This window comes from Nocardia implantans (genome assembly GCF_035544775.1).
Lineage (GTDB): Bacteria > Actinomycetota > Actinomycetes > Mycobacteriales > Mycobacteriaceae > Nocardia > Nocardia implantans.
This window is the reverse complement of sequence record NZ_JAYKYQ010000011.1, coordinates 154,804-173,725: the sequence shown is the minus strand read 5'-3', so window position 1 is coordinate 173,725 and position 18,922 is coordinate 154,804. Positions and strand designations below refer to the sequence as shown.

The 18,922-nt window shown below is 69.9% G+C and carries 19 protein-coding genes; 11 read left to right on the top strand and 8 right to left on the bottom strand.

All coding sequences use genetic code 11. From position 1 onward, the window contains the following. Positions 1-2: 2 nt before the first annotated feature. A complete protein-coding gene (locus U3653_RS25490) occupies positions 3-425 on the bottom strand; it encodes a limonene-1,2-epoxide hydrolase family protein (protein ID WP_195082549.1) in 423 nt (140 codons plus the stop codon). A 23-nt stretch (positions 426-448) separates the two neighbouring features. After that, positions 449-1,159, bottom strand: coding sequence for a TetR/AcrR family transcriptional regulator (locus U3653_RS25485; RefSeq protein WP_195082548.1), 711 nt, complete (start codon positions 1,157-1,159; stop codon positions 449-451). Between the two features lie 111 nt (positions 1,160-1,270). On the opposite strand from U3653_RS25485, the gene U3653_RS25480 reads away from it, so the two are divergent. From U3653_RS25480 to U3653_RS25460, 5 genes are all read left to right on the top strand, one after another. Next, complete coding sequence (locus U3653_RS25480; RefSeq protein ID WP_195082547.1) at positions 1,271-2,467, top strand: FAD-dependent monooxygenase; 1,197 nt, start codon at positions 1,271-1,273, stop codon at positions 2,465-2,467. Between the two features lie 198 nt (positions 2,468-2,665). Next, complete coding sequence (locus tag U3653_RS25475; protein ID WP_195082546.1) at positions 2,666-3,052, top strand: hypothetical protein; 387 nt, start codon at positions 2,666-2,668, stop codon at positions 3,050-3,052. Further along, positions 3,049-3,627 (top strand): DUF3558 domain-containing protein, encoded by a 579-nt coding sequence (locus tag U3653_RS25470; protein WP_195082545.1) that lies wholly within the window; start codon positions 3,049-3,051, stop codon positions 3,625-3,627. The genes U3653_RS25475 and U3653_RS25470 overlap by 4 nt, the downstream gene beginning before the upstream one ends. An 18-nt stretch (positions 3,628-3,645) precedes the next feature. Further along, on the top strand, positions 3,646-4,896 hold the full coding sequence (locus U3653_RS25465; protein WP_195082544.1) for a hypothetical protein: 1,251 nt from the start codon (positions 3,646-3,648) through the stop codon (positions 4,894-4,896). Then, positions 4,893-5,633 (top strand): ESX secretion-associated protein EspG, encoded by a 741-nt coding sequence (locus U3653_RS25460; RefSeq protein WP_195082543.1) that lies wholly within the window; start codon positions 4,893-4,895, stop codon positions 5,631-5,633. The genes U3653_RS25465 and U3653_RS25460 overlap by 4 nt, the downstream gene beginning before the upstream one ends. Positions 5,634-5,735: 102 nt before the next feature. Here the strand turns inward: U3653_RS25460 and glyA are convergent, their stop codons facing one another. After that, on the bottom strand, positions 5,736-7,031 hold the full coding sequence (glyA, locus tag U3653_RS25455) for a serine hydroxymethyltransferase (protein ID WP_195082542.1): 1,296 nt from the start codon (positions 7,029-7,031) through the stop codon (positions 5,736-5,738). A gap of 102 nt (positions 7,032-7,133) precedes the next feature. Then, positions 7,134-7,712, bottom strand: coding sequence for a TetR/AcrR family transcriptional regulator (locus U3653_RS25450; protein WP_195082541.1), 579 nt, complete (start codon positions 7,710-7,712; stop codon positions 7,134-7,136). Between the two features lie 94 nt (positions 7,713-7,806). On the opposite strand from U3653_RS25450, the gene U3653_RS25445 reads away from it, so the two are divergent. Further along, positions 7,807-8,268, top strand: a complete 462-nt coding sequence (locus tag U3653_RS25445) for a PaaI family thioesterase (RefSeq protein ID WP_397071381.1) — start codon at positions 7,807-7,809, stop codon at positions 8,266-8,268. Positions 8,269-8,279: 11 nt separating this feature from the next. Further along, complete coding sequence (locus U3653_RS25440) at positions 8,280-8,729, top strand: nitroreductase family deazaflavin-dependent oxidoreductase (RefSeq protein WP_195082539.1); 450 nt, start codon at positions 8,280-8,282, stop codon at positions 8,727-8,729. 142 nt (positions 8,730-8,871) lie between these two features. Here the strand turns inward: U3653_RS25440 and U3653_RS25435 are convergent, their stop codons facing one another. Beyond that, a complete protein-coding gene (locus U3653_RS25435) occupies positions 8,872-10,071 on the bottom strand; it encodes a DUF885 domain-containing protein (protein WP_195082538.1) in 1,200 nt (399 codons plus the stop codon). Positions 10,072-10,252: 181 nt separating this feature from the next. Here U3653_RS25435 and coaA point away from each other — a divergent pair, with 181 nt between their 5' ends. After that, a complete protein-coding gene (gene coaA, locus U3653_RS25430) occupies positions 10,253-11,185 on the top strand; it encodes a type I pantothenate kinase (protein WP_195082537.1) in 933 nt (310 codons plus the stop codon). Between the two features lie 6 nt (positions 11,186-11,191). Here the strand turns inward: coaA and U3653_RS25425 are convergent, their stop codons facing one another. Both U3653_RS25425 and U3653_RS25420 read right to left on the bottom strand, forming a co-directional pair. After that, positions 11,192-11,791 (bottom strand): hypothetical protein, encoded by a 600-nt coding sequence (locus U3653_RS25425; protein WP_195082536.1) that lies wholly within the window; start codon positions 11,789-11,791, stop codon positions 11,192-11,194. Between the two features lie 61 nt (positions 11,792-11,852). Continuing rightward, on the bottom strand, positions 11,853-12,632 hold the full coding sequence (locus U3653_RS25420; RefSeq protein ID WP_067809301.1) for an isoprenyl transferase: 780 nt from the start codon (positions 12,630-12,632) through the stop codon (positions 11,853-11,855). A 278-nt stretch (positions 12,633-12,910) separates the two neighbouring features. Here U3653_RS25420 and trhA point away from each other — a divergent pair, with 278 nt between their 5' ends. The 3 genes from trhA to U3653_RS25405 all read left to right on the top strand — a co-directional run bounded on the left by trhA (position 12,911) and on the right by U3653_RS25405 (position 16,266). Next, positions 12,911-13,534 (top strand): PAQR family membrane homeostasis protein TrhA, encoded by a 624-nt coding sequence (trhA, locus tag U3653_RS25415; RefSeq protein ID WP_067809364.1) that lies wholly within the window; start codon positions 12,911-12,913, stop codon positions 13,532-13,534. Positions 13,535-14,093: 559 nt separating this feature from the next. Next, on the top strand, positions 14,094-15,731 hold the full coding sequence (locus U3653_RS25410) for an adenylate/guanylate cyclase domain-containing protein (protein ID WP_195082535.1): 1,638 nt from the start codon (positions 14,094-14,096) through the stop codon (positions 15,729-15,731). A gap of 379 nt (positions 15,732-16,110) precedes the next feature. Continuing rightward, positions 16,111-16,266, top strand: a complete 156-nt coding sequence (locus tag U3653_RS25405; protein WP_195082534.1) for a hypothetical protein — start codon at positions 16,111-16,113, stop codon at positions 16,264-16,266. Positions 16,267-16,360: 94 nt separating this feature from the next. On the opposite strand, the gene U3653_RS25400 is transcribed toward U3653_RS25405, so the two are convergent. Next, complete coding sequence (locus U3653_RS25400) at positions 16,361-18,412, bottom strand: thioredoxin domain-containing protein (protein ID WP_195082533.1); 2,052 nt, start codon at positions 18,410-18,412, stop codon at positions 16,361-16,363. Positions 18,413-18,922: the final 510 nt, after the last annotated feature.

The window sequence follows — 18,922 nt, the reverse complement described above, 5'->3', positions numbered from 1 at the left end:
GGTCAGCGCCGGGCGAGCGCCGCGCGCCAGAGTCCGACAGCCGTGCCGCGCAGGAAGTTCTCCCAGCTGAAGTGGTCGTGCCACAAGATGATTCGGCCGTCACGCAGTTCGAAGGTGCCGGTCACCCAGAAGCCGGTGCGCACCGGGCCGAAGCGCAGATAGTCGGTGCGGTCGGTGAGCACGACGTCGCCGTCGGCGGCGATGTGGTGCAGGTCGACCCCGAAGCCGAGCCAGTCGCGACGCAGGCCGCGCAGCACGCCGCCGACCCGGCGGACGCCCTTCACATCGGGCAGCGAGGTGTTCTTCCAGACGATGTCCGGGTGCAGCAGGTCGATCGCCTCCTCGGCGGCGCCCATCTCCAGCGCGGCGAAGAACTCCCGCACGGTGGTGATCGAGTCCTGTTTCAGATCGGGTTCGTCGGTCATGGTCCGAGCGTAGGCCGCGCCGGTCACCCGCGGCGCGCGATGAGCACGGCCAGTCCGTCGAGAATCCGCTCGATGCCGAATCGCAGCGCGCCCTCGCCGCCCGCCACCGCGCCGCCTTCGGCGAACGCGGCGGCCGCGGCCGGATACCGGTCGGCCGCGGCGGCCACCATTTCGGCGAACTGACCCGCGATCTGCCTTTCGAACGCGTCGGCGTCGGCCACCCGCACCTGCGTGGCCAAACTGCGGGCGTGCCCGGTCAGCAGCACGATCGTGTCCAGCCGTTCGGCCGTGGTGAGCCCGGTTCCGGCGAGCGCGCCGAGTGCGGCCTCCATCCATGCCAGCTCGTTCGGGCCGACCGGCCGCAGACCCACCGACACCTCCAGTGACCACGGGTGGGCGCTGAAGCGCGCGTAGATCGTCTCGCACCACACGCGCAGCGGCTCGCGCCATCCGTCCTCCGGCGCCTCCGCGCTCAGTTCCGGCGGCAGGCCGAGTGCGGTGTCCAGCATCAGCGCGACGAGTTCCGCCTTGCCCGGCACATAGCGGTACAGCGACATCTTCGTGAAACCCAAGCGCTCGGCCAGCCGCTGCATGGACAGGTTCGCCAGCCCTTCCGCGTCGGCCAGCGCGATGGCCTCGGCGACTATCCGCTCCAGCGACAGCGCGGGTTTCGGCCCGCGTTTGGGCCGCGGACCGGTACCCCAGAGCAGTTCCAGTGTGGTCGGTGTCGGCATGCCCGAGATCCTTCCGGAGATCGCCTTGACGTGTAACTGTGTCTACCATACGCTAATCAGCGTCCATCGGATACAGTTTCCGTAGGACGCAGATTTTACGAGGAGAATCTCATGCGCAACACCACCGTTCTCATCTCCGGCGCGAGCATCGCCGGACCCGCGCTGGCCTACTGGCTGCACCGCTACGGCTTCGCGGTCACCGTCGTGGAGCGGGCCGCGGCGCTGCGCCCCGGCGGTCAGGCGATCGACTTCAAGGGCCGCACCCACCGCACGGTGCTGGAACGGATGGGCGTGCTGGCGGACATCGAGCAGCGCAGGACGGGCACCACCGACACCGTCTTCGTGGACGAGCGGGGCGACGAGCTGGCGCTGATGTCGGGTGAGTTCACCGGCGGCGATGTGGAGATCCTGCGCGGCGATCTGTCCGAGATCCTGTACCGGCGCACCGCCGACCGTTGCGACTACCTGTTCGGCGATTCGATCACCGCGCTCACCGAGACCTCGGCCGGCGTCCACGTCGAATTCGAGCACGCCCCCGCCCGCACCTTCGACCTCGTCTTCGGCGCCGACGGCATCCATTCCCGGGTCCGCAGACTCGCCTTCGGTCCCGAGCGCGACTTCGTGAAGCACCTCGGCTACTACTACGCCGTCGCGGGGGTCGGCCCGTGGAGCGGCACCTCCGCCGGGACGCGCGAGCGGGTGGTCGCGTACGGCCACAACGCGCCCGGCCGCCTCGCGATCAGCGGCGGCCCCAAGGCGCAGCAGATGTACATGTTCGCCTCCCCCGAACTGGATTACGCCCGCGACGACAGCGCGGCCCAGCGGCGCATCCTCGCCGAGACCTTCGCCGAGGTCGGTTGGGACGTGCCGCGAATGCTCGCCGAACTGCCCGAATTCGATGATTTCTACATGGATTCGATCGGCCGGGTCCGGATGCCCCACGGGTACACCAAGGGCCGTGTCGCGCTGGTCGGCGACTCCGGCTACGGGAACACCCTCGGCGGCTTCGGCACCGGGCTGGCCGTGGTCGGTGCGTACGTCATCGCGGGTGAGCTGGCCTTGGCCGACGGCGATCACACCGTCGCCTTCGCTCGCTACGACGAGCTCATGAAGCGATACGCGAAGATCGCGGGCAACAGCAATGCCGGTCGCTTCCTGGCCCCGAAGACCGCGCGCGGCATCAAGACGCGCAACTGGTTCCTCGGTTCCCGGATGTTCGCGCTGATGACGAAATACAGCGACAACGCCGCCAACGACATCGACTTGCAGGACTACCCCGCTCTGGTCGCGGCGGCGAATGCGCGCTGAGCGCTCGTCAGCAGCCTTGACAGCGATCGAGGTCGCCGCACCGGTCGCTGCGCGGCACAACATCCCAGGTGAGAGCCGTGCGCGGCCGGCGACGACCGGCGGGACGGGGCGACCGGAGGATTCGGCTGTGTTTCGATGGAACCGGAGCGAGACGGGGCGCGTCTATAAGGTCAGACGGCACTGACGGAAGGGGCGGCGATGGCGGACAGCCCGTTTCCCGGGTACATCGAAGCTGCGAAAACCGGGGCGTTGCGAGTGCGGATGGACCCGCAGGCGTTCGTGGAGATCGATCAGGCGTGCCAGGAGTTGATCGACACGCTCGTCGCGGCTCAAACCGACGCGCGCGAACTCGGCGAGCGGCAGCAGTGGGGGCTGGGTGAAGACGATCCGAAGCTGACCTCCGCTGTGGAACTGGTGCGACTGTTCAGAGAGAAAGCATTCGGCGGCCCGAACAACGCCTTCGATACGCTCACCGAGTACATCTCCGTGGCGCAAGAGATCAAATCCATGTTCGCGACCATCCGCGACGGCTACATTCGGACCGATACGGAATTCGCGGCCGCGATGCGGAAGCTCAGCGCATGAAAGCCGGCACAGGCATTCGAACAACCGGATTCGTCGCCGCAGCGGCCGGCCTTGTCCTGCTCTCCGGATGCGGCGGGACGGCACCGAGCGATCCGGCGGTCTCGGCTACCGGCGTGGCCGGTTCCAGCTCGAGCGCATCGCCACAGACGAACCCGCAGTCCGCGTTCGATCCCTGCACCGCCCTGACACCGCAGTTTCTCGCTGAGCACCAGTGGGATTCGAGACCCCCGGAACCCAAACAGGACAGCCAAGGCGGCCTCACCTGGAAGGGGTGCCGGTATGTCGCACGGGCCGGGTACGGATTCGTCGTCGAGACCACCAACGGCACCATCGACCAGATACGCAGCAAATACCCTGCGGCCGTCAACATCCCGGCGGGCGATCGCAAAGCCGTCCGCTACGAAGCACGTCCGGACGTACCCGGCGGCTGCACGATCAACGTCGAGATGCGTTCGGGCTCGCTCTACATCTTGACGAATGTGCCGCAGACATCGACAAACAAACACCTCGTCGCCTGCGATATCGCCACCGATATCGCCACAGCAGTCGCACCGTTGCTGCCCGCGGGCAGCTGACCACCGGGGGAAGCGATCATGAGACAGACCGACGGCCGCGCGATCACCAACCCGGAGAACGCGCAGAGCTTTTCGCACGCTGAGATCAAGCAAGCCGCCGACGCGATGAATCCCGCCGCGCTCGACGGCGCGTTCGCCGCGTGGTCGGCCATCGCCGCGGCGGTGACGAACGCGGGCCAGCGATTCGAGGACGCGATCAAGAACGCGGTAGAACAGCATTGGGAGGGCGCGGCGGCCGACAGCGCGGTCCGCGGCGTGCGAGAGTACGCGGCGCGGGTGGGCGAACTCGGGGAAGCCATCGGCGCGCAGAGTCTGCCGCTGTCGGCGGCGGCCGACGCGGCGGCCAAGTTCAAGATGTCGGTGCCGGAGCTGCTGGACGCCTCGGGTGCGACGGCCGATCCGGCACAGCGCAACTCGCGGGAGGAACAGGCCCGCGACGAGATGAACACCCAGTACATCCAGCCGTACGGGGCCACCGCTCCGGGTATCCCGACGCTGCCACCCCCGGTCGCTCCTGCCGCAGCGGCGCCGACCGGTGTGCAGCCCGGCGTGGGTTCGGGAACCGGCACCAGTTCGGAAACCAATCCCGACCCGGGAACCGGCACGGGCGTGGAAAGCGGCACGAGCGTCGACTCGCAGGCCGTGGCCCTCACCCGCTCCCCGGACAACTCCGCCTCCGGCGAACCATCTTCCACTGCGGACACCGCCTCCCCCACCGGTTCCGCGGACGACGGCGAGCCGGACAGCGGAGTGCATCCAACCGCTGCGGACACGCCGGAAACTGTCCCGTCGCAAGCGGTTTCCTCGAACCAGGACACCGCGGCGACCACTCCGGCATCCATCACGAGGACGCAGACATCCACACCGTACGCGCCCATCGTCCCCTCCGCACCGCCGCCGCAGACGACACCCACCACCGTCACCCCGACCTCGTTCACCGGCAGACCGACCGGCACGCCGAGCAGGGCGGGCGGCGCCCCCGGCCCGGCCGGCATCCCGACCACCTCGGACAACGAAGCGCGCGCGGGCACGTCTCGGCCCGCCCAGCCCACCGTCCCCGCCGCGGCGAATGGGCAACCCACCGCGCCCGGGCGCCCGGGGGCAACGGGCGCCGCAGGTTATTCGGGCATGGTGCCGCCGGGACTGCGCGGCAGGCGCACGGACGACGACGAGCACGACTCGCCGAAGTACCTGCGCACCGAGGAACACGCGAAAGAACTGCTCGGCGAGGTGAAACCGACGGTGCCGCCCGTGCTCGGTGAGCAATGACCACCCAGTGGTCGCTGTCGGCCGAGCAGTTCGCCGCGGCCTGGTTCGGGACGGGCTTGGACCGCATGCCCTTTCCGTTCCGGTTCACCAGCCGCTTCCCCGGCCGCAACGAGTACCAGGCGTATCAGCGGCAGTTCAACGCCGAGCTGGGACGCGCCGAGCGGCTGCCACTGCGCGGCGCGATCACCACGCTGGCCGTTCCGGACTGGCGCATCGAGCTGTTCGGCTACGACAACACGCGCGGAGGCGTCGAACTTCGCGCGGTGGCCTGCGGTACCCGCAGCGGTTCCGGTGTGCTCGCCGCGCAGTCGCCCGCGCCGGACGGCGGACTAGTGCGTTTGCGGCGCTGCCGGATCGATCAGCTCGCCACCGAAGTGGTGCGTCTGCTGCCGGACGCCACGGCGGGAACGGTGGGTGAGAAGAGCTTCCTGCTCGATGATCTCAACGACGATCGCCCCGACGTCTTCGGCAACGCGCCCGCCAGCCAGGCGAAGGAGCGTTACCGGCGCTTCTGGCGGCAGTCGTGCGCCACCCGCGGCACCGCCACCGTGCTGCTCGGCCCGCGCAACGCCGAACCGCTGCGCACCGGCCGGCTCCGCTGGATCGACACGCCCGACGGCCGCTACTGCGAGGTCCCCGCGAACCGCGCCCTGATGATCCGCCCCGGCACCAGCGCCGATATCGCCCGGTACCTGGACGAATCGATTGTGCGAGCGAAGGCGCGGATGGATAGGTAGCTCCCGGATCGCCGTGCCCGTCGGCAAGGACTGTGGATCCAGGAAGCGGCCGCGACGGGCTTCGTGCATCCGGCCGCGCCGGACGCACGAAGCGAACCGGCGTCAGCCCAGCAGGCGCCAGTCCTCCAAGCCGTCGTACAGCGGAACGTCCTTGGCCAGCTTGCTCACCCGGGCGCGCAGCGCGTCCAGGTCGGCGCTACCGGCCAGCGCGCTCGCGATGATGTCGGCGACCTCGGCGAACTCGGTGTCGCCGAAGCCGCGGGTGGCCAGGGCGGCGGTGCCGATGCGCAGGCCGGAGGTGACCATCGGGGGACGCGGATCGAACGGAACGGCGTTGCGGTTCACCGTGATACCGATCTCGTGCAGCAGATCCTCGCCCTGCTGGCCGTCGAGCTCGGAGTTGCGCAGGTCGACCAGCACCAGATGCACATCGGTGCCGCCGGTGAGCACGCTGATGCCCTTGTCCTTGACGTCGGCGGCGGTGAGCCGCTCGGCCAGGATCTTCGCACCGGAGAGGGTGCGCTCCTGGCGATTGCGGAACTCCTCGCTCGCGGCGATCTTGAACGCGACGGCCTTGGCGGCGATGGCGTGCATCAGCGGCCCGCCCTGCTGGCCGGGGAACACCGAGCTGTTCAGCTTCTTGGCGTACTCCTGCTTGGCTAGGATCAGGCCGGAGCGCGGACCGCCGAGGGTCTTGTGCACGGTCGAGGACACGACGTCGGCGTAGGGCACCGGCGAGGGGTGCAGGCCGGCGGCGACCAGACCGGCGAAGTGGGCCATGTCCACCCACAGGTAGGCGCCGACCTCGTCGGCGATCGAGCGGAACGCCGCGAAGTCCTGGTGGCGCGGGTAGGCCGACCACCCCGCCACGATCACCTTCGGACGCGCCTGCAAGGCGATCTCGCGCACCTCGTCCATGTCGACGCGGTGGTCTTCCTTGCTCACTCCGTAGGAGTGCACCTCGTAGAGCTTGCCGGAGAAGTTCAGGCGCATGCCGTGGGTCAGGTGACCGCCGTGCGCGAGGTCGAGACCGAGCAGCTTGTCGCCCGGGTCCATCAGCGACATCAGCACCGCGGCGTTCGCCTGCGCGCCGGAATGCGGCTGGACATTGGCGAATTCGGCGCCGAACAGCTCCTTGGCACGGTCGCGGGCCAAGGTCTCCACCACGTCGACGTGCTCGCAACCGCCGTAGTAGCGCCGCCCCGGGTAGCCCTCGGCGTACTTGTTGGTCAGCACGCTGCCCTGCGCCTGCAGCACCGCGCGCGGCACGAAGTTCTCCGAGGCGATCATCTCGAGCGTGTCGCGTTCGCGGGCGAGCTCGCCTGCCATCGCGGCAGCGAGCTCCGGATCGAGCTCACCGAGAGACTGGGTATTGACAGAGGCGGTCGTCTGCGTCACGACCCTCAGTCTATGGGCCGCATGCCCGGCCCTCGAGCAGGGGGTTCACCCCTCCTGGTCAGCGGTGGCGCGCCGGGCGATCCGCAGTGACGCGCCGGCCCGTCAACTCGATGCGCCGTCTTCCGGCAGATAGGTCTCCAACAGCACCGCCAGATGCCGCTGCGCGTCCTCCAGCGGCTGCGTGGATTTCATGGCCCGCGCCTGGACGATGGCCCCTTCCATCGCGCTGAACACGAAACTGCTGAACGAGCGCGCTTCCTCGGCGTCCAAGCCCGCGGCGGTGAGCGCCGCCCCGAGCCGTTGGTGCCAATCCCCGAAGACCTCGCCCGCGGCAGCCTGCACCCGGGGTTCCGACTCGGCCAGCGCCGCCCCGACGACCGGGCACCCGGCGCGGTAGCCGGTCTTGCGCAACGCGCCGACCCACCAGCCGATGAGCGAATCGAACCACCGGCGCGGCGGCGCGGCGGTGACCTTGTCGATCACCTCGCCGATCCGCACGCCCGCCACGCGCGTCGCGGTCTCGACCAGCTCGCTCTTACCGGAGGGGAAGTGCTGATAGAGCGAGTTGCGCGAGGCGTTGCTCCGCTCCAGCAGCGTCGCGAGCCCCGCGGCGTGCACACCCTGTTCGCGCACCAGTTCGATGGCGGTTTCGATCAGCCTGGTCCGCGGCCCTGTGGTCATGCGGGTTCCTTGCTCGAGGGTTGCGTGAACCGATCGGTCCATGTTGCAATCATGACAGATGTGGACCGATCGGTTCATCGAAAGGATGGGACCCATGTCCGAAGCCACCGTCGATCCGGCTCAGCTGTCCGGCCTCGAGCTCCTGCGCACCGCGATGAGCAGGACGGACCGCCCGCCGTTCATCGGCGACCTGCTCGGCATGGAGGTCGACGAACTCGAGCACGGCAAGGTGGTCTTCGCCCTGCGGACCAGGCCCGACTTCGCCAACCCGCTCGGCACCACGCACGGCGGCATCTGCGCCACCCTGCTCGACTCGGTGATGGGCTGCGCGGTGCACACCACGCTGGAGCCAGGCGTGGGATACACGACGCTGGAGCTGAAGATCAACTACATCCGCGCCGTGCCCACCGACGGGCAGCGCCTCACCGCCACCGGCACCACGATCCACGTCGGGCGCAGCACCGCGACCGCGGAGGGGCGGGTGGTCGACGAGCAGGGCCGCCTGGTCGCGCACGCCACCACCACCTGCGCCGTCTTCCGCCCGCATCGAACCTGAGGAGCACTGTCATGGCCGGACGAACACCGAGCGCCGCGGTACGCAAATTCCGGCGCGAACGCCTGATCGGCCGCTACCTGGTCAACCCGGCCGTCGGCCTGCTCGACCGGCTCGGCATCCGATCGTCGCTGATCGCCGAACTGGAGACGGTCGGAGCGAAATCCGGGCAGCCGCGGCGGGTGCCGGTCACCGCGTCGATCGACGAGACCGGCGCGTGGCTGATCTCGCAGCACGGCTATCGTTCCGGCTGGGCCCGCAACATCGCCGCCGACCCGCACGTCCGGCTCCGGCAGGGCAGCCACTGGCGCACCGGCACGGCCGCCTTCGTGCCGCAGGACGATGTGGTGGCACGCTCCCGCACGTTCGCCAAAGGGCGCGTCGCCGCCGCCGTCGCCGAACGCACCATGAAAGCGCTGGAAAGCGACCCGATCTCGGTGCGCATCACTTTCGCGGGCGCGTGACCACCGAACCCAGGAAGGAACGGACATGATCGGCTCGGTCTCGGTGCCCGCCTCTCCGGTCGAGGCGCTGCTGCGCACCCTTTCGTTGCTGCTGTGCAGCCTCTCCGCGGGCGGACAGGGCTGTGCGGTGATCCAGTGATTCTCACACCGCCGCGCGCACCGCGCCCGGCGTGAGCGGCTCGTCGAGCAGCCTGCGGAACCGATCGGCCCGGTCCTCGGCGTCGGCCGCGCGATCGAGCCAGCCACCCAGCAGCCGGTATCCCTCGACGTAGGTGGAGATATAGGCGCGCCACAGCGGCGAGGACAGGAAGCGCAGCGACTGGCGCGCCCGCTCCGGCGTCGTCAGGCTCCAGGTCTGCAAGAACTCCACCACCTCGTCGTGCGAGCGGCCCCGGTCGTGCAGCAGCAGCGCGGCGTCCTGGCGCACGCCCAGCAGCTTCGCCGAGGCGTTCGAAAGGCGTTCGGCTCGTTCGCCGTCGAAGCGCAGCCCGAGATCCGCGTAGATCTCCTGTGCCCACTTGCCCCAGCCGGGCCCGACGATGGAACGCAACGCCAGATCGGCGAGGCCCTCGGCCATCAGGCACTGCGGGGTGTTGACCAGGAACAGCGTCTGCTCGGCCTGCCCGGCGGCGACCAGCCCGGCTTCCTTGCGGCAGTGCTCGGTGTGGTGGCCCGGGTAGGACTCGTGCGCGATCAGCTGCGGCAGGTGCGCCATGTGCTGCTCGAGGTCGGAGTTGATCGCGACGCGGGAGCGGTAGTTGCCCAGGTAGTAGTTGAACCCGGACCAGGGCTTGTCTCCGACCACCTCGTAGGTGACGTGCTCGTGGTCCGGCAGCGGGTAGCGGGCGCGCACCAGCTCACGCAGCGCACCGGAGAACGCCTCGACGCAGACCGCCAGGCGCTCCGGCGGGATCTCGTCGGCCTTGCGATGAGCGGCCATCCGCTCGGACAGCGGACCGTCCCCGGCGAGCACCTCGTCCATCTGCCGGTGCGCCTCGCGGTAGTCGTCCACGTCGCCGGGCGTGATGTCGACGTCGAAGTAGGCGCGCACCTCGTCGATGAAGCCGATGTCCTCGCCGGCGAACTTCCGTGCGGAGCACTCCAGCGCGCGCAGGTGCACGTCGAGGAACTCGGCGCGCTGCGGCGTCAGTCCGGCCTCCGGCACCGCGCCGCGCAACTCGGCGGCCCGGCGGGCCAGCTCGCGCGGCTGCGGGGCCGGCGCGGCGCGCACCTCGTTGCGCAGCGCGGGATCACCGGTGTAGGCGTCGACGAATCCTTCCTCCAGCCGGTCGAAGGCGAGGCCGAGCCGCAGGTATTCGGTCACGAGCGGATGCGCTTCCATGCCAGCCGAGATTAGCGGCCCACACCTGGGGCATCGAGCCGGTTACCAACCGGTAGTGGCACCCCGCTCGGCTCATCGTGTCGGCGCGGAGCAGAATTCGCCTATGCGGCGACAGCTAGACCGAATCTCACCGGATCCGCACGGTAACTGTGCGTGTTTGCCGAAACGGAGCGTCGGGTAAATGGCACGAATGAGTGAGCCGAGTCCCTACGTGGAATTCGACCGGAAACAGTGGCGGACCCTGCGTAAATCGACTCCCCTGGTGCTCACCGAGGAAGAACTCATCGGCCTGCGCGGCCTCGGGGAACAGATCGATCTCGAAGAAGTCGCGGAGGTGTATCTCCCGCTCGCTCGTCTCATCCACCTGCAGGTGGCCGCGCGGCAGCGACTGTTCGCCGCGACCGCCACATTTCTCGGCGAAACCCATCCCGACCAGCAGGTGCCGTTCGTGATCGGCGTGGCGGGCAGCGTCGCGGTGGGCAAGTCCACCACCGCGCGCGTACTGCAAGCCCTGCTGGCGCGCTGGGATCACCACCCGCGCGTGGACCTGGTCACCACCGACGGATTCCTCTATCCCACCGCGGAACTCACCCGGCGCGGCATCATGCACCGCAAAGGTTTTCCGGAGAGCTACGACCGCCGCAAGCTGCTGCGATTCGTCACCGAGGTGAAATCAGGCGCGGCCGAGGTCTGCGCGCCGGTGTATTCGCACATCTCCTACGACATCGTGCCGGACAAGCTGCACTGCGTGCGCCAGCCCGACATTCTGATCGTGGAGGGGTTGAACGTGTTGCAGACCGGTCCGCGTCTGATGGTGTCGGATCTGTTCGACTTCTCGATCTACGTGGACGCGCGCATCGAGGACATCGAGAAGTGGTACGTGCAAAGGTTTCTCACCCTGCGCAAGACCGCGTTCGCCGATCCGAACGCGCATTTCCACCACTACTCCGGATTCACCGACGAGCAGGCGACCGCCGCGGCGCAGGAGATCTGGAACAACACCAACCGGCCGAATCTCGTGGAGAACATTCTGCCCACTCGCCCGCGCGCGACCCTGGTGCTGCGCAAGGACGCCGATCACAGCATCAATCGGCTGCGACTGCGGAAATTGTGATTCCGCTTACAATTTCCACGCTTCGTCGAGGCGCTGCGCGACATCGATATCCCGCACCGCGGCGATGTGCGGCTTACGGATCTCGGCGGAGATATAGCGGGCGACGAAACGCCTGATCTCGTGATCGACGCCGACGAGAGCGCGCAGCATTTGCCCGCGCCTGGTGGCGGCGGCCACGCTGACGCGCACGTCGGCCGGGCGCGGCTCGGCGATATCGATCACCACCCGCAGCGGCGCCGCCGTGTGCACCGTCAGGTGCAGATGCACGGTTCCCTCGACGTGGAACCGGTGCCGGTCGACCGCCAAGTCCAGTAGCAGGTCGACCTCCAGCGGGATGATCAGTTCGAACGCGATGGTCTCGTCGTCGCGACGGCCCAACCGGGACGCGCCGAGCCGCACCTGTGCGGTCACCTTGGCCAGTCGGCCCGGCCCGGCCCCGATCGGGCCGAAATCGAAGGCGCTACCGGTCAGCTGGGCGAACGCGCCCGAGATGCGCGCTTCGGAGGCGGCGTACTCCAGGAAGCGTCTACCGAACTCCGCATAGCTGATCGAGTCGTCCGGTTCGCCCCGCGCGGCTCCGGCGGGCCGGTGATCGAACGAGCTCATGAGACCGCACGGTACGCGAGAAGCGTGGTGATGGCGCCGGATTCACCGGCGCGACCCCGGATCAGACGCCGAAACGGCGATGACGCGCGGCGAAGTCGCGCAGCGCCCGCAGGAAATCCACCCGGCGGAACTCCGGCCAGTACGCCTCGGTGAACCATATCTCCGAGTATGCGCTCTGCCACAGCAGGAACCCGGACAGCCGCTGCTCGCCGGAGGTGCGAATGACCAGGTCCGGGTCCGGCTGACCGGAAGTGTAGAGATGCTGGCCGATGGCGTTCACGGTGATCGACTGCACCAGGTCCTCGCCGGTCTCGCCCGCGGCGATCTCCTGACGGACCAGCGAGCGCACCGCGTCGGCGATCTCCTGCCTGCCGCCGTAGCCGACCGCGACGTTGACGTGCACGCCGTTGCGGCCGTCGGTGCGCTCGGCCGCGGTGCGCATCCGCTTGGCGATCAGCTCCGGGAAGCCGTCGAGCGAGCCGACGATGCGCACACTCCAGTTCTGCTCCGGCGCCGACAGCTCCTCCACCACGTCGGTGATGACCTCGAACAGCGTCTCCAGCTCGTCCGGATCACGCTGGAGATTCTCGGTGGACAGCAGGTACACGGTCACCATCTCGATGCCCTCGGCCTCGCACCAGCCGACCAGCTCGGCGATCTTCAGCGCGCCGACCCGATGGCCGTGGCTGACGTCGGTGAAACCGTTCTCCCGCGCCCACCGGCGATTGCCGTCACACATCACCGCGACGTGCCGGGGATGCTGCTTGCCGGCCAGCTGCCTGGACAGCCGGGCCTCGTAGATGCGATACGGCAGACCCCGCACCTGACTCGGAAGTTCCACGCGGGCAACCCTACGCCTCGGCGACACGAACGCGGCATCGACCGCGATACGCCGGTACAGTGGCCGGGAGCACGCAAGTTACGGTTGCGTAGGTTACTGACGGGTTCAACTACCGCGTCCGTCCTCGGTCCGGCGTGGGGCCGTGGACAGGCTGCTCCTGCCGTCCCCACTAGGAGGTATTCGTGTCCGAATCGGTCGACGCCGCCGATGCGGCAGTGGTCACACCGGTTCCCGCCTCTGCGGGCGAAGCGCTCGCCGGGGCACTGGTCAAACCGCGCATGCGGGGCTGGATCCACACCTGGGCCGTCGGCGTCGCCGCGATCGCGGCCGTCGTGCTGATCGCCACCGCCGCCAGGGTCTCCGCGACCGCGGGGTGGTCGACGCTGGTCTACGGGCTCACCGTGTGCGGGCTGTTCGGCGTGAGCGCGGTCTATCACCGGGTGACCTGGCCGACCGCGCGCGCCCGCATCCGGATGAAGCGAGCGGACCACTCGATGATCTTCCTGTTCATCGCGGGCAGCTACACCCCTTTCGCCCTGCTCGGCCTGCCCGGACGCACCGGGCAGACGCTGCTGGCCGTGGTCTGGGCCGGTGCGCTGGCCGGAGTGGCACTGAAACTGCTGTGGCCCACCGCGCCCCGCTGGGTCGGCGTTCCGCTGTATTTGCTGCTGGGCTGGGCCATCGTGCCGGTGGCCGGCCAGCTCAACGGCCAGATCGGCATCGCGCCGCTGATCCTGCTGCTGATCGGCGGCCTGTTCTACAGCGGCGGCGCGATCCTCTACGCCACGAAGTGGCCGAACCCGTGGCCCACCGTCTTCGGGCATCACGAGTTCTTCCACGCGGCCACGGTGCTGGCCGCGTTGACCCACTACGCGGCGGTGTGGCTCGTGGTCCTGCGCTGAGCGCATAGAGTCGACGGGGAGGTCGGACGAGAGGGGCGGCGCAGGCAATGGAACAGCGTGCGTCCGAAAGCCGCGCGGCGATTCGGCATCCGCGCCGCGAGCGCCGGTGCGCGGGCGGGCCGAGGCCCGATCGGGCGGTGATCCACCCCATCGCCTGCTCCGCGCTGCCGGACGACGGACCGACGATGCCGCGGTGCGGCTGGTCGGCGGGCGGGTCCGGGGAGATCACCGGGAAAACTCCTGTGCCGGTCGCCGTGGCTCTATGCTGCTCGTTCGTGTTCTCCGTCGCCGCCTCGCGTGGCATCGCCTTGCCGTTTCCGGCGGTCGCGCGGCGTCTGCCGCCCTCGGGACGGGCGCTCGGTGATCTTCGGTCGGCGGAGTCTCCGGTATCAGCCCGGATCGCGAAGCACCAGCCGCTGCGCTCGGGCAGCTGCGGGAACCCTGCGACCGCCGCCTTCGGAAGGCGGGTCATCACCCCAGCAGGTGCGGAGTCCATGGCGGGCGCGGCACCTACACCGGAGCGGGCCCGCACCGGTCGGGCCTCGGGATCGCGAATCCGATGATCGCGAAACTCGTCCTCTGGGCGCTCAAAGCGCGGGGTGGCCTGGCCGCGCTGGTCACCACGGCGAATCTCAGCGGTCTCGCGGTGATCGTCACCCAGCTGTGGCTCAACGGGTTCCTCGGCAGGCTGGGCACGGATTGGGTGCGGGCGCTCGCCTTCGTCGGCATCTATCCGGCGGTGGGGTTCGTGGCCGGCATCGTCCTGGCCGTGCGCGATCGCAAGTTGTACTTCGGCTGGCTCGACGCAGGGCGCAAACCCACGGAGGTGGAGGCGCGGCGCCTGCTGCTCCTACCCGTCGCGATCAGCATGCGCGCGCTCGCGCTGTGGATTCCCGGCGTGATCGTGGCGACGGTCATCTTCGCGCGATTGAGCCCGGACAACGATCCCGGCGTGACGGCGGCGCTGTTCACGATCGGCGCCTTCGAGTCGGCGGCGGTCACCTTCCTGATCGTGGACCGGTTGATCCGGCCGACGATTCCGGTGGTCGCCGGGGTGCTCGGCTGGACCATGCACTGGAGTTCCTCCGTGCTGGTGCGGGTCGTGCTGACCTGGGCGGTGGCGGCGGCGCTCCCGCTGCTCATGCTGATCGTCGTGCTGGCCGATCCGGTGGCCGCCGCGCCCGACCGGGTGCGCACGGCCATCTACCTGTCCGCGGTCGGGATCGGTGTGGGCGCGCTGGCCACGGCGTTCCTCGCCCGCGCGGTCGCCGCGCCGATGCGCACCCTGCGTCGCGCGCTGGACCGCATCGCGCAGGGCGATCTCGGTGCCCGGGTGCCCATCGGCAGCACCAGCGAGATCGGCCGCTTGGAGCACTCGGTCAACGAGCTGGCGGCGAACCTGCGCGAGCGGGAGCGGATGCGGGAGGTCTTCGGCAGGCACGTCGGCCCCGAGGTGGCCGAGCGCGCCCTGGCCCGCGGGGCGGATCTCAGCGGTGACGTGCGCGAGGTGTCGGCGCTGTTCGTCGACGTGACCGGGTCGGTGGAGCTGTCCACCGGGCTGCCGCCGCAGGAGTTCGTCGCCAAGCTCAACCGCCTGCTCGCGATCGTCGTCGCGGCGACCGAGGAGAACAACGGCCTGGTCAACAAGTTCGAGGGCGACGCGGCGCTGTGCGTCTTCGGAGCGCCGATCGCCCTGCGCGACAACGCGACCCCGGCGTTGCGGGCGGCGCGGCGCATCCGGGACGAGGTGCTCGCCACCGGAGAGCTCGACATCGGGATCGGCGTCGCGCGCGGCCCGGTCTTCGCCGGCGACGTCGGCTCCGACACCCGGCTGGAATTCACGGTGATCGGCGACGCCGTCAACGAGGCCGCCCGTCTCACCACGGCGGCCAAGGAGGTGCCGCGGCGAATCCTGGTGAGCCAAGCGGTGATCGAGGCCGGTACGGAAGACGAACGGGCCAAGTGGACGTTCTACGACACCATCGTGCTGCGCGGCATGAAGGACCCGACGTTCTGCTGGACCGACATCGACACCTCCGGCGCTCGAACCGAGCGCGTCGAGACCCGCACCGCGAAACTCGACAGCGCCGACCTGCCCGCCGACACCAACCCGGTCATCGAGATCCACACGGTCGCGGAGCCACCCGACGGCACCGAGCTGCCGGACGCCGAATTCGACGCTCCGCACCGGCGTTAGATCGCCGCGCGCACCGGGTCCTCGGCCAGGAGAGCCCGCCGGACACGGCATCGCGGTAGTCCTGCGGCCGCCTCGGCAACATGATCGAGCGCTGATGCCGCAGGCTCACCGCATCGACGCCGCTCGATCTGTGCCGAGTTCGTTCCGGCCGACCTCGGTGGCCGGTAGATCGATCAGGTCCGTGCGGTCGCCGTGGCAGCGGAATCATCGGCGCCTGTGCGCCAACCGTTCGACCGCCACCCGCCGGCGGACGCCTGATCCGCTCGGCGCGCCCAACAATCTCGCGGCGTTCCTCGTCCGCGCCGCGCCGCGGGATGACGCTGGATCGCCTCCGTGAAGCTTCCCGCCCGGCCGAGACGGCACCGCGCAACTGTCCAGCATGGGTATCGCGGCGGGCACGTCGAGGGACCGCCAGCGGCCGGTGCGGCCGACCGAGCAGCACGCCGACGAGCTCGTGGACGGCGGTGCGGGGCACGCACAGCAGGAACTCGACCGGATCGGCTCGCATGCGGCGGTGGTCCGGCCGGGGCGGTGAGTTCACTTTCGGCCGCCGCTCCACCGAGAGGCGTCTGATGCCGTGGAGGCCGGACTCGAGCCGGGCCGGTGCGGCCGGTCTGGATACCCGGCCGCTAAGTGCGCAGCAGTGCCGTGCGGAGCTGGTCGGGAGTGGAGACCGGGAGGTCGCAGACGGAGCCGCGGCAGACGTACGCGGCGGCGGCGTCGCGGACAAGGGGCCGATCGGCCAGCAACGGGACGGCGTTCGGGGCGGCGGCGAGGACGACGGAACCCCCGGGGGCGGCCGAACGAGCCGTGGCGAGCAGCTCGGCGGAAGGGGCCGCCGCTTCGGTGGCGATGGCGACTTGCAGCGGGCCGCGCAGGGCCGCCTCCGCCACGGTGAGCCACTGGCCCGCCGAGCGCGGCGCGCGCGCCAGCACGATCGCCCCGCGGTCGAGCGTGCGGTCGGCGAGCTCCCGGTAGCGGACGGCCCGTTCCGGGTCGCTCGCGGCCGCGGCGGTGAGCAGCGCTTCGGCCAGTGCGGAGGCGCCGGCGGGGGTGGCGCCGTCGATCGGGTCGCGCGGTCGGGCGACGAGGGTTTCGGCGTCGTCGGCGGTGTCGAACCAGCTGCCCGGTCGGTCGGGGTCGGCGAAGTGCTCGATCGCGATGTCGAGCAAGCGCTGGGCGTCGTCCAGCCAGCCGAGTTCGCCGGTGGCCTGGTGCAGCGCGAGCAGCCCGGTGACCAGCCAGGCGTGGTCCTCCAGGATGCCGGGCGCCGCGCCGGCGACCCCACCGAGCGAGGCGCGCCGCAGCCTGCCGTCCACCACGTGCTCGGCCAGCAGGAAGCGCGCGCACCGGACGGCGGCGGCGGTCCATTCCGGCTCGTCCAGCGCGCCCGCCGCCTCGGCGAGCGCGGTGATCGCCATCCCGTTCCACGCGGTGACCACTTTGTCGTCCCGGTCCGGCTGTGGACGGCGATCGCGGGCGGCGATCAGCGCCGCGCGGACGTGTTCCAGCCGCGCGGCGTCCTGCGGCGTGGCGGGTTCGGTGTATCTGGTCAGCACCGAGGTGCACTGTTCGAAATTGCCCGCGGTGGTGACGCCGAAGAATTCGGCTGCCCACGCCCCGTCGATCGGACCGAGCACACCGGCCAGTTCGGCGGGCGTCCACACGTACGTCGCGCCTTCGACGCCGGGCTTGCCGGGTTCCAGGTGGGTGTCGGCGTCCAGCGCCGAGGCGAAACCGCCCTGTGCGGTCCCGAGGTCGTCGAGCAGGAACCGCACGGTTTCCCGGGTGACCCGGTGCGACAACGACTCCGGAAGCCGCGATGTGCTGCGCCGGGCCAGGTGCGCGTAGGCGCGCAGCAGCTGGGCGTTGTCGTAGAGCATCTTCTCGAAATGCGGCACCACCCAGGCGGCATCGACCGAGTACCGCGCGAACCCGCCGCGCAGCTGGTCGTAGATGCCGCCGCGGGCCATGGCTTCGGCCGTGCGGGCCACCACGTCGAACACCGCCCGGTCGCCGGTGCGCTCCCAGTGCCGCAGCAGGCCCTCCAACAGCGCCGACGGCGGGAACTTCGGAGCGCCGCCGAACCCCCCGTGTTCGGCATCCTCGTCGCGCAGCACGGCGGCGACGGCGTGGGCGAGCAACTCCGGGGTGATCGTCAGGTCCGCGTCGGGCAGTCCCCCCGCTTGGTCGCGCAGCGCCGCGGCCACCTGCGCGGAGGCCTGGTTCACCTCCTCACGCCGGTGCTGCCAGGTTTCCGTGACCGCGGTGAGCAGTTGGGTGAACGACGGCATGCCGCCGCGCGGAAGCTTCGGGTAGTAGGTGCCGCAGTAGAACGGTTCGCCGTCCGGAGTCAGGAAACAGGTCATCGGCCAGCCGCCTTGCCCCGTCATCGCGACCGTGGCGTTCATGTAGACCGCGTCCAGGTCCGGCCGCTCCTCCCGGTCGACCTTCACGCAGACGAAATTCTCGTTCATCTGGTCGGCGGTGGCCTGGTCCTCGAACGACTCGTGTGCCATCACGTGGCACCAGTGACAGGACGCGTACCCCACCGACAGCAGGACGGGCACGTCCCGCTCCCGCGCTTCGGCCAGTGCCTCCGCGTCCCACTCCCGCCAGTGCACCGGGTTGTCCGCATGCTGGCGCAGGTACGGGGACGTCGCCTCTCCGAGCCGGTTCATGGCTCCACCGTACGACCCTTCTCGGCGCCGTGCGGGCACCTTGTCCGTGACTCTCCCGTGACCCGGGGACGACGCGGAGGTGCACACGCCGCGCCGCGTACGGGGCGAAGAAGGCCACCGCCGTGCCGAAGGGCTGGTCTCAGTTCCGGCGCGGCCAGCGTCTGGTTGTCGCCGTGCTGCGGCTGGTCGCTCCAGACCGGCACGGTCCACCGGCACTTTCCCTCCAAGGAAGCGCTCTATCTGGCCGTCGCGATCGATCAGCTCGAGCAACTGGTCGCGGAGGCGAAGCAGATCGCCGCCACCGGGACCCCCGACGTGGCTCTGTTGTCGCGGATGATGGCCTCCGGCGCGCGGAACGCGACCGTGAAAACCGCGCTCGAGGCCGCGGATACGACTTGCGAACCGCCGCGCCGGACCTCGCCACCCACCAGGTCGCGGGCCTGCTCGACCGCGCCCAGTCCGTCGGCGCCGCACGCCGAGACGTCACCGTCGAGAACTGATGGCGCTGCT

Bases quoted from the DNA above. Each gene is read 5' to 3' on its own strand.
- U3653_RS25490 (WP_195082549.1), bottom strand. From the start codon at position 425: ATGACCGACGAACCCGATCTGAAACAGGACTCGATCACCACCGTGCGG.
- U3653_RS25485 (WP_195082548.1), bottom strand. From the start codon at position 1,159: ATGCCGACACCGACCACACTGGAACTGCTCTGGGGTACCGGTCCGCGG.
- U3653_RS25480 (WP_195082547.1), top strand. From the start codon at position 1,271: ATGCGCAACACCACCGTTCTCATCTCCGGCGCGAGCATCGCCGGACCC.
- U3653_RS25475 (WP_195082546.1), top strand. From the start codon at position 2,666: ATGGCGGACAGCCCGTTTCCCGGGTACATCGAAGCTGCGAAAACCGGG.
- U3653_RS25470 (WP_195082545.1), top strand. From the start codon at position 3,049: ATGAAAGCCGGCACAGGCATTCGAACAACCGGATTCGTCGCCGCAGCG.
- U3653_RS25465 (WP_195082544.1), top strand. From the start codon at position 3,646: ATGAGACAGACCGACGGCCGCGCGATCACCAACCCGGAGAACGCGCAG.
- U3653_RS25460 (WP_195082543.1), top strand. From the start codon at position 4,893: ATGACCACCCAGTGGTCGCTGTCGGCCGAGCAGTTCGCCGCGGCCTGG.
- U3653_RS25450 (WP_195082541.1), bottom strand. From the start codon at position 7,712: ATGACCACAGGGCCGCGGACCAGGCTGATCGAAACCGCCATCGAACTG.
- U3653_RS25445 (WP_397071381.1), top strand. From the start codon at position 7,807: ATGTCCGAAGCCACCGTCGATCCGGCTCAGCTGTCCGGCCTCGAGCTC.
- U3653_RS25440 (WP_195082539.1), top strand. From the start codon at position 8,280: ATGGCCGGACGAACACCGAGCGCCGCGGTACGCAAATTCCGGCGCGAA.
- U3653_RS25435 (WP_195082538.1), bottom strand. From the start codon at position 10,071: ATGGAAGCGCATCCGCTCGTGACCGAATACCTGCGGCTCGGCCTCGCC.
- coaA (WP_195082537.1), top strand. From the start codon at position 10,253: ATGGCACGAATGAGTGAGCCGAGTCCCTACGTGGAATTCGACCGGAAA.
- U3653_RS25425 (WP_195082536.1), bottom strand. From the start codon at position 11,791: ATGAGCTCGTTCGATCACCGGCCCGCCGGAGCCGCGCGGGGCGAACCG.
- trhA (WP_067809364.1), top strand. From the start codon at position 12,911: ATGCGGGGCTGGATCCACACCTGGGCCGTCGGCGTCGCCGCGATCGCG.
- U3653_RS25410 (WP_195082535.1), top strand. From the start codon at position 14,094: ATGATCGCGAAACTCGTCCTCTGGGCGCTCAAAGCGCGGGGTGGCCTG.
- U3653_RS25405 (WP_195082534.1), top strand. From the start codon at position 16,111: ATGGGTATCGCGGCGGGCACGTCGAGGGACCGCCAGCGGCCGGTGCGG.
- U3653_RS25400 (WP_195082533.1), bottom strand. From the start codon at position 18,412: ATGAACCGGCTCGGAGAGGCGACGTCCCCGTACCTGCGCCAGCATGCG.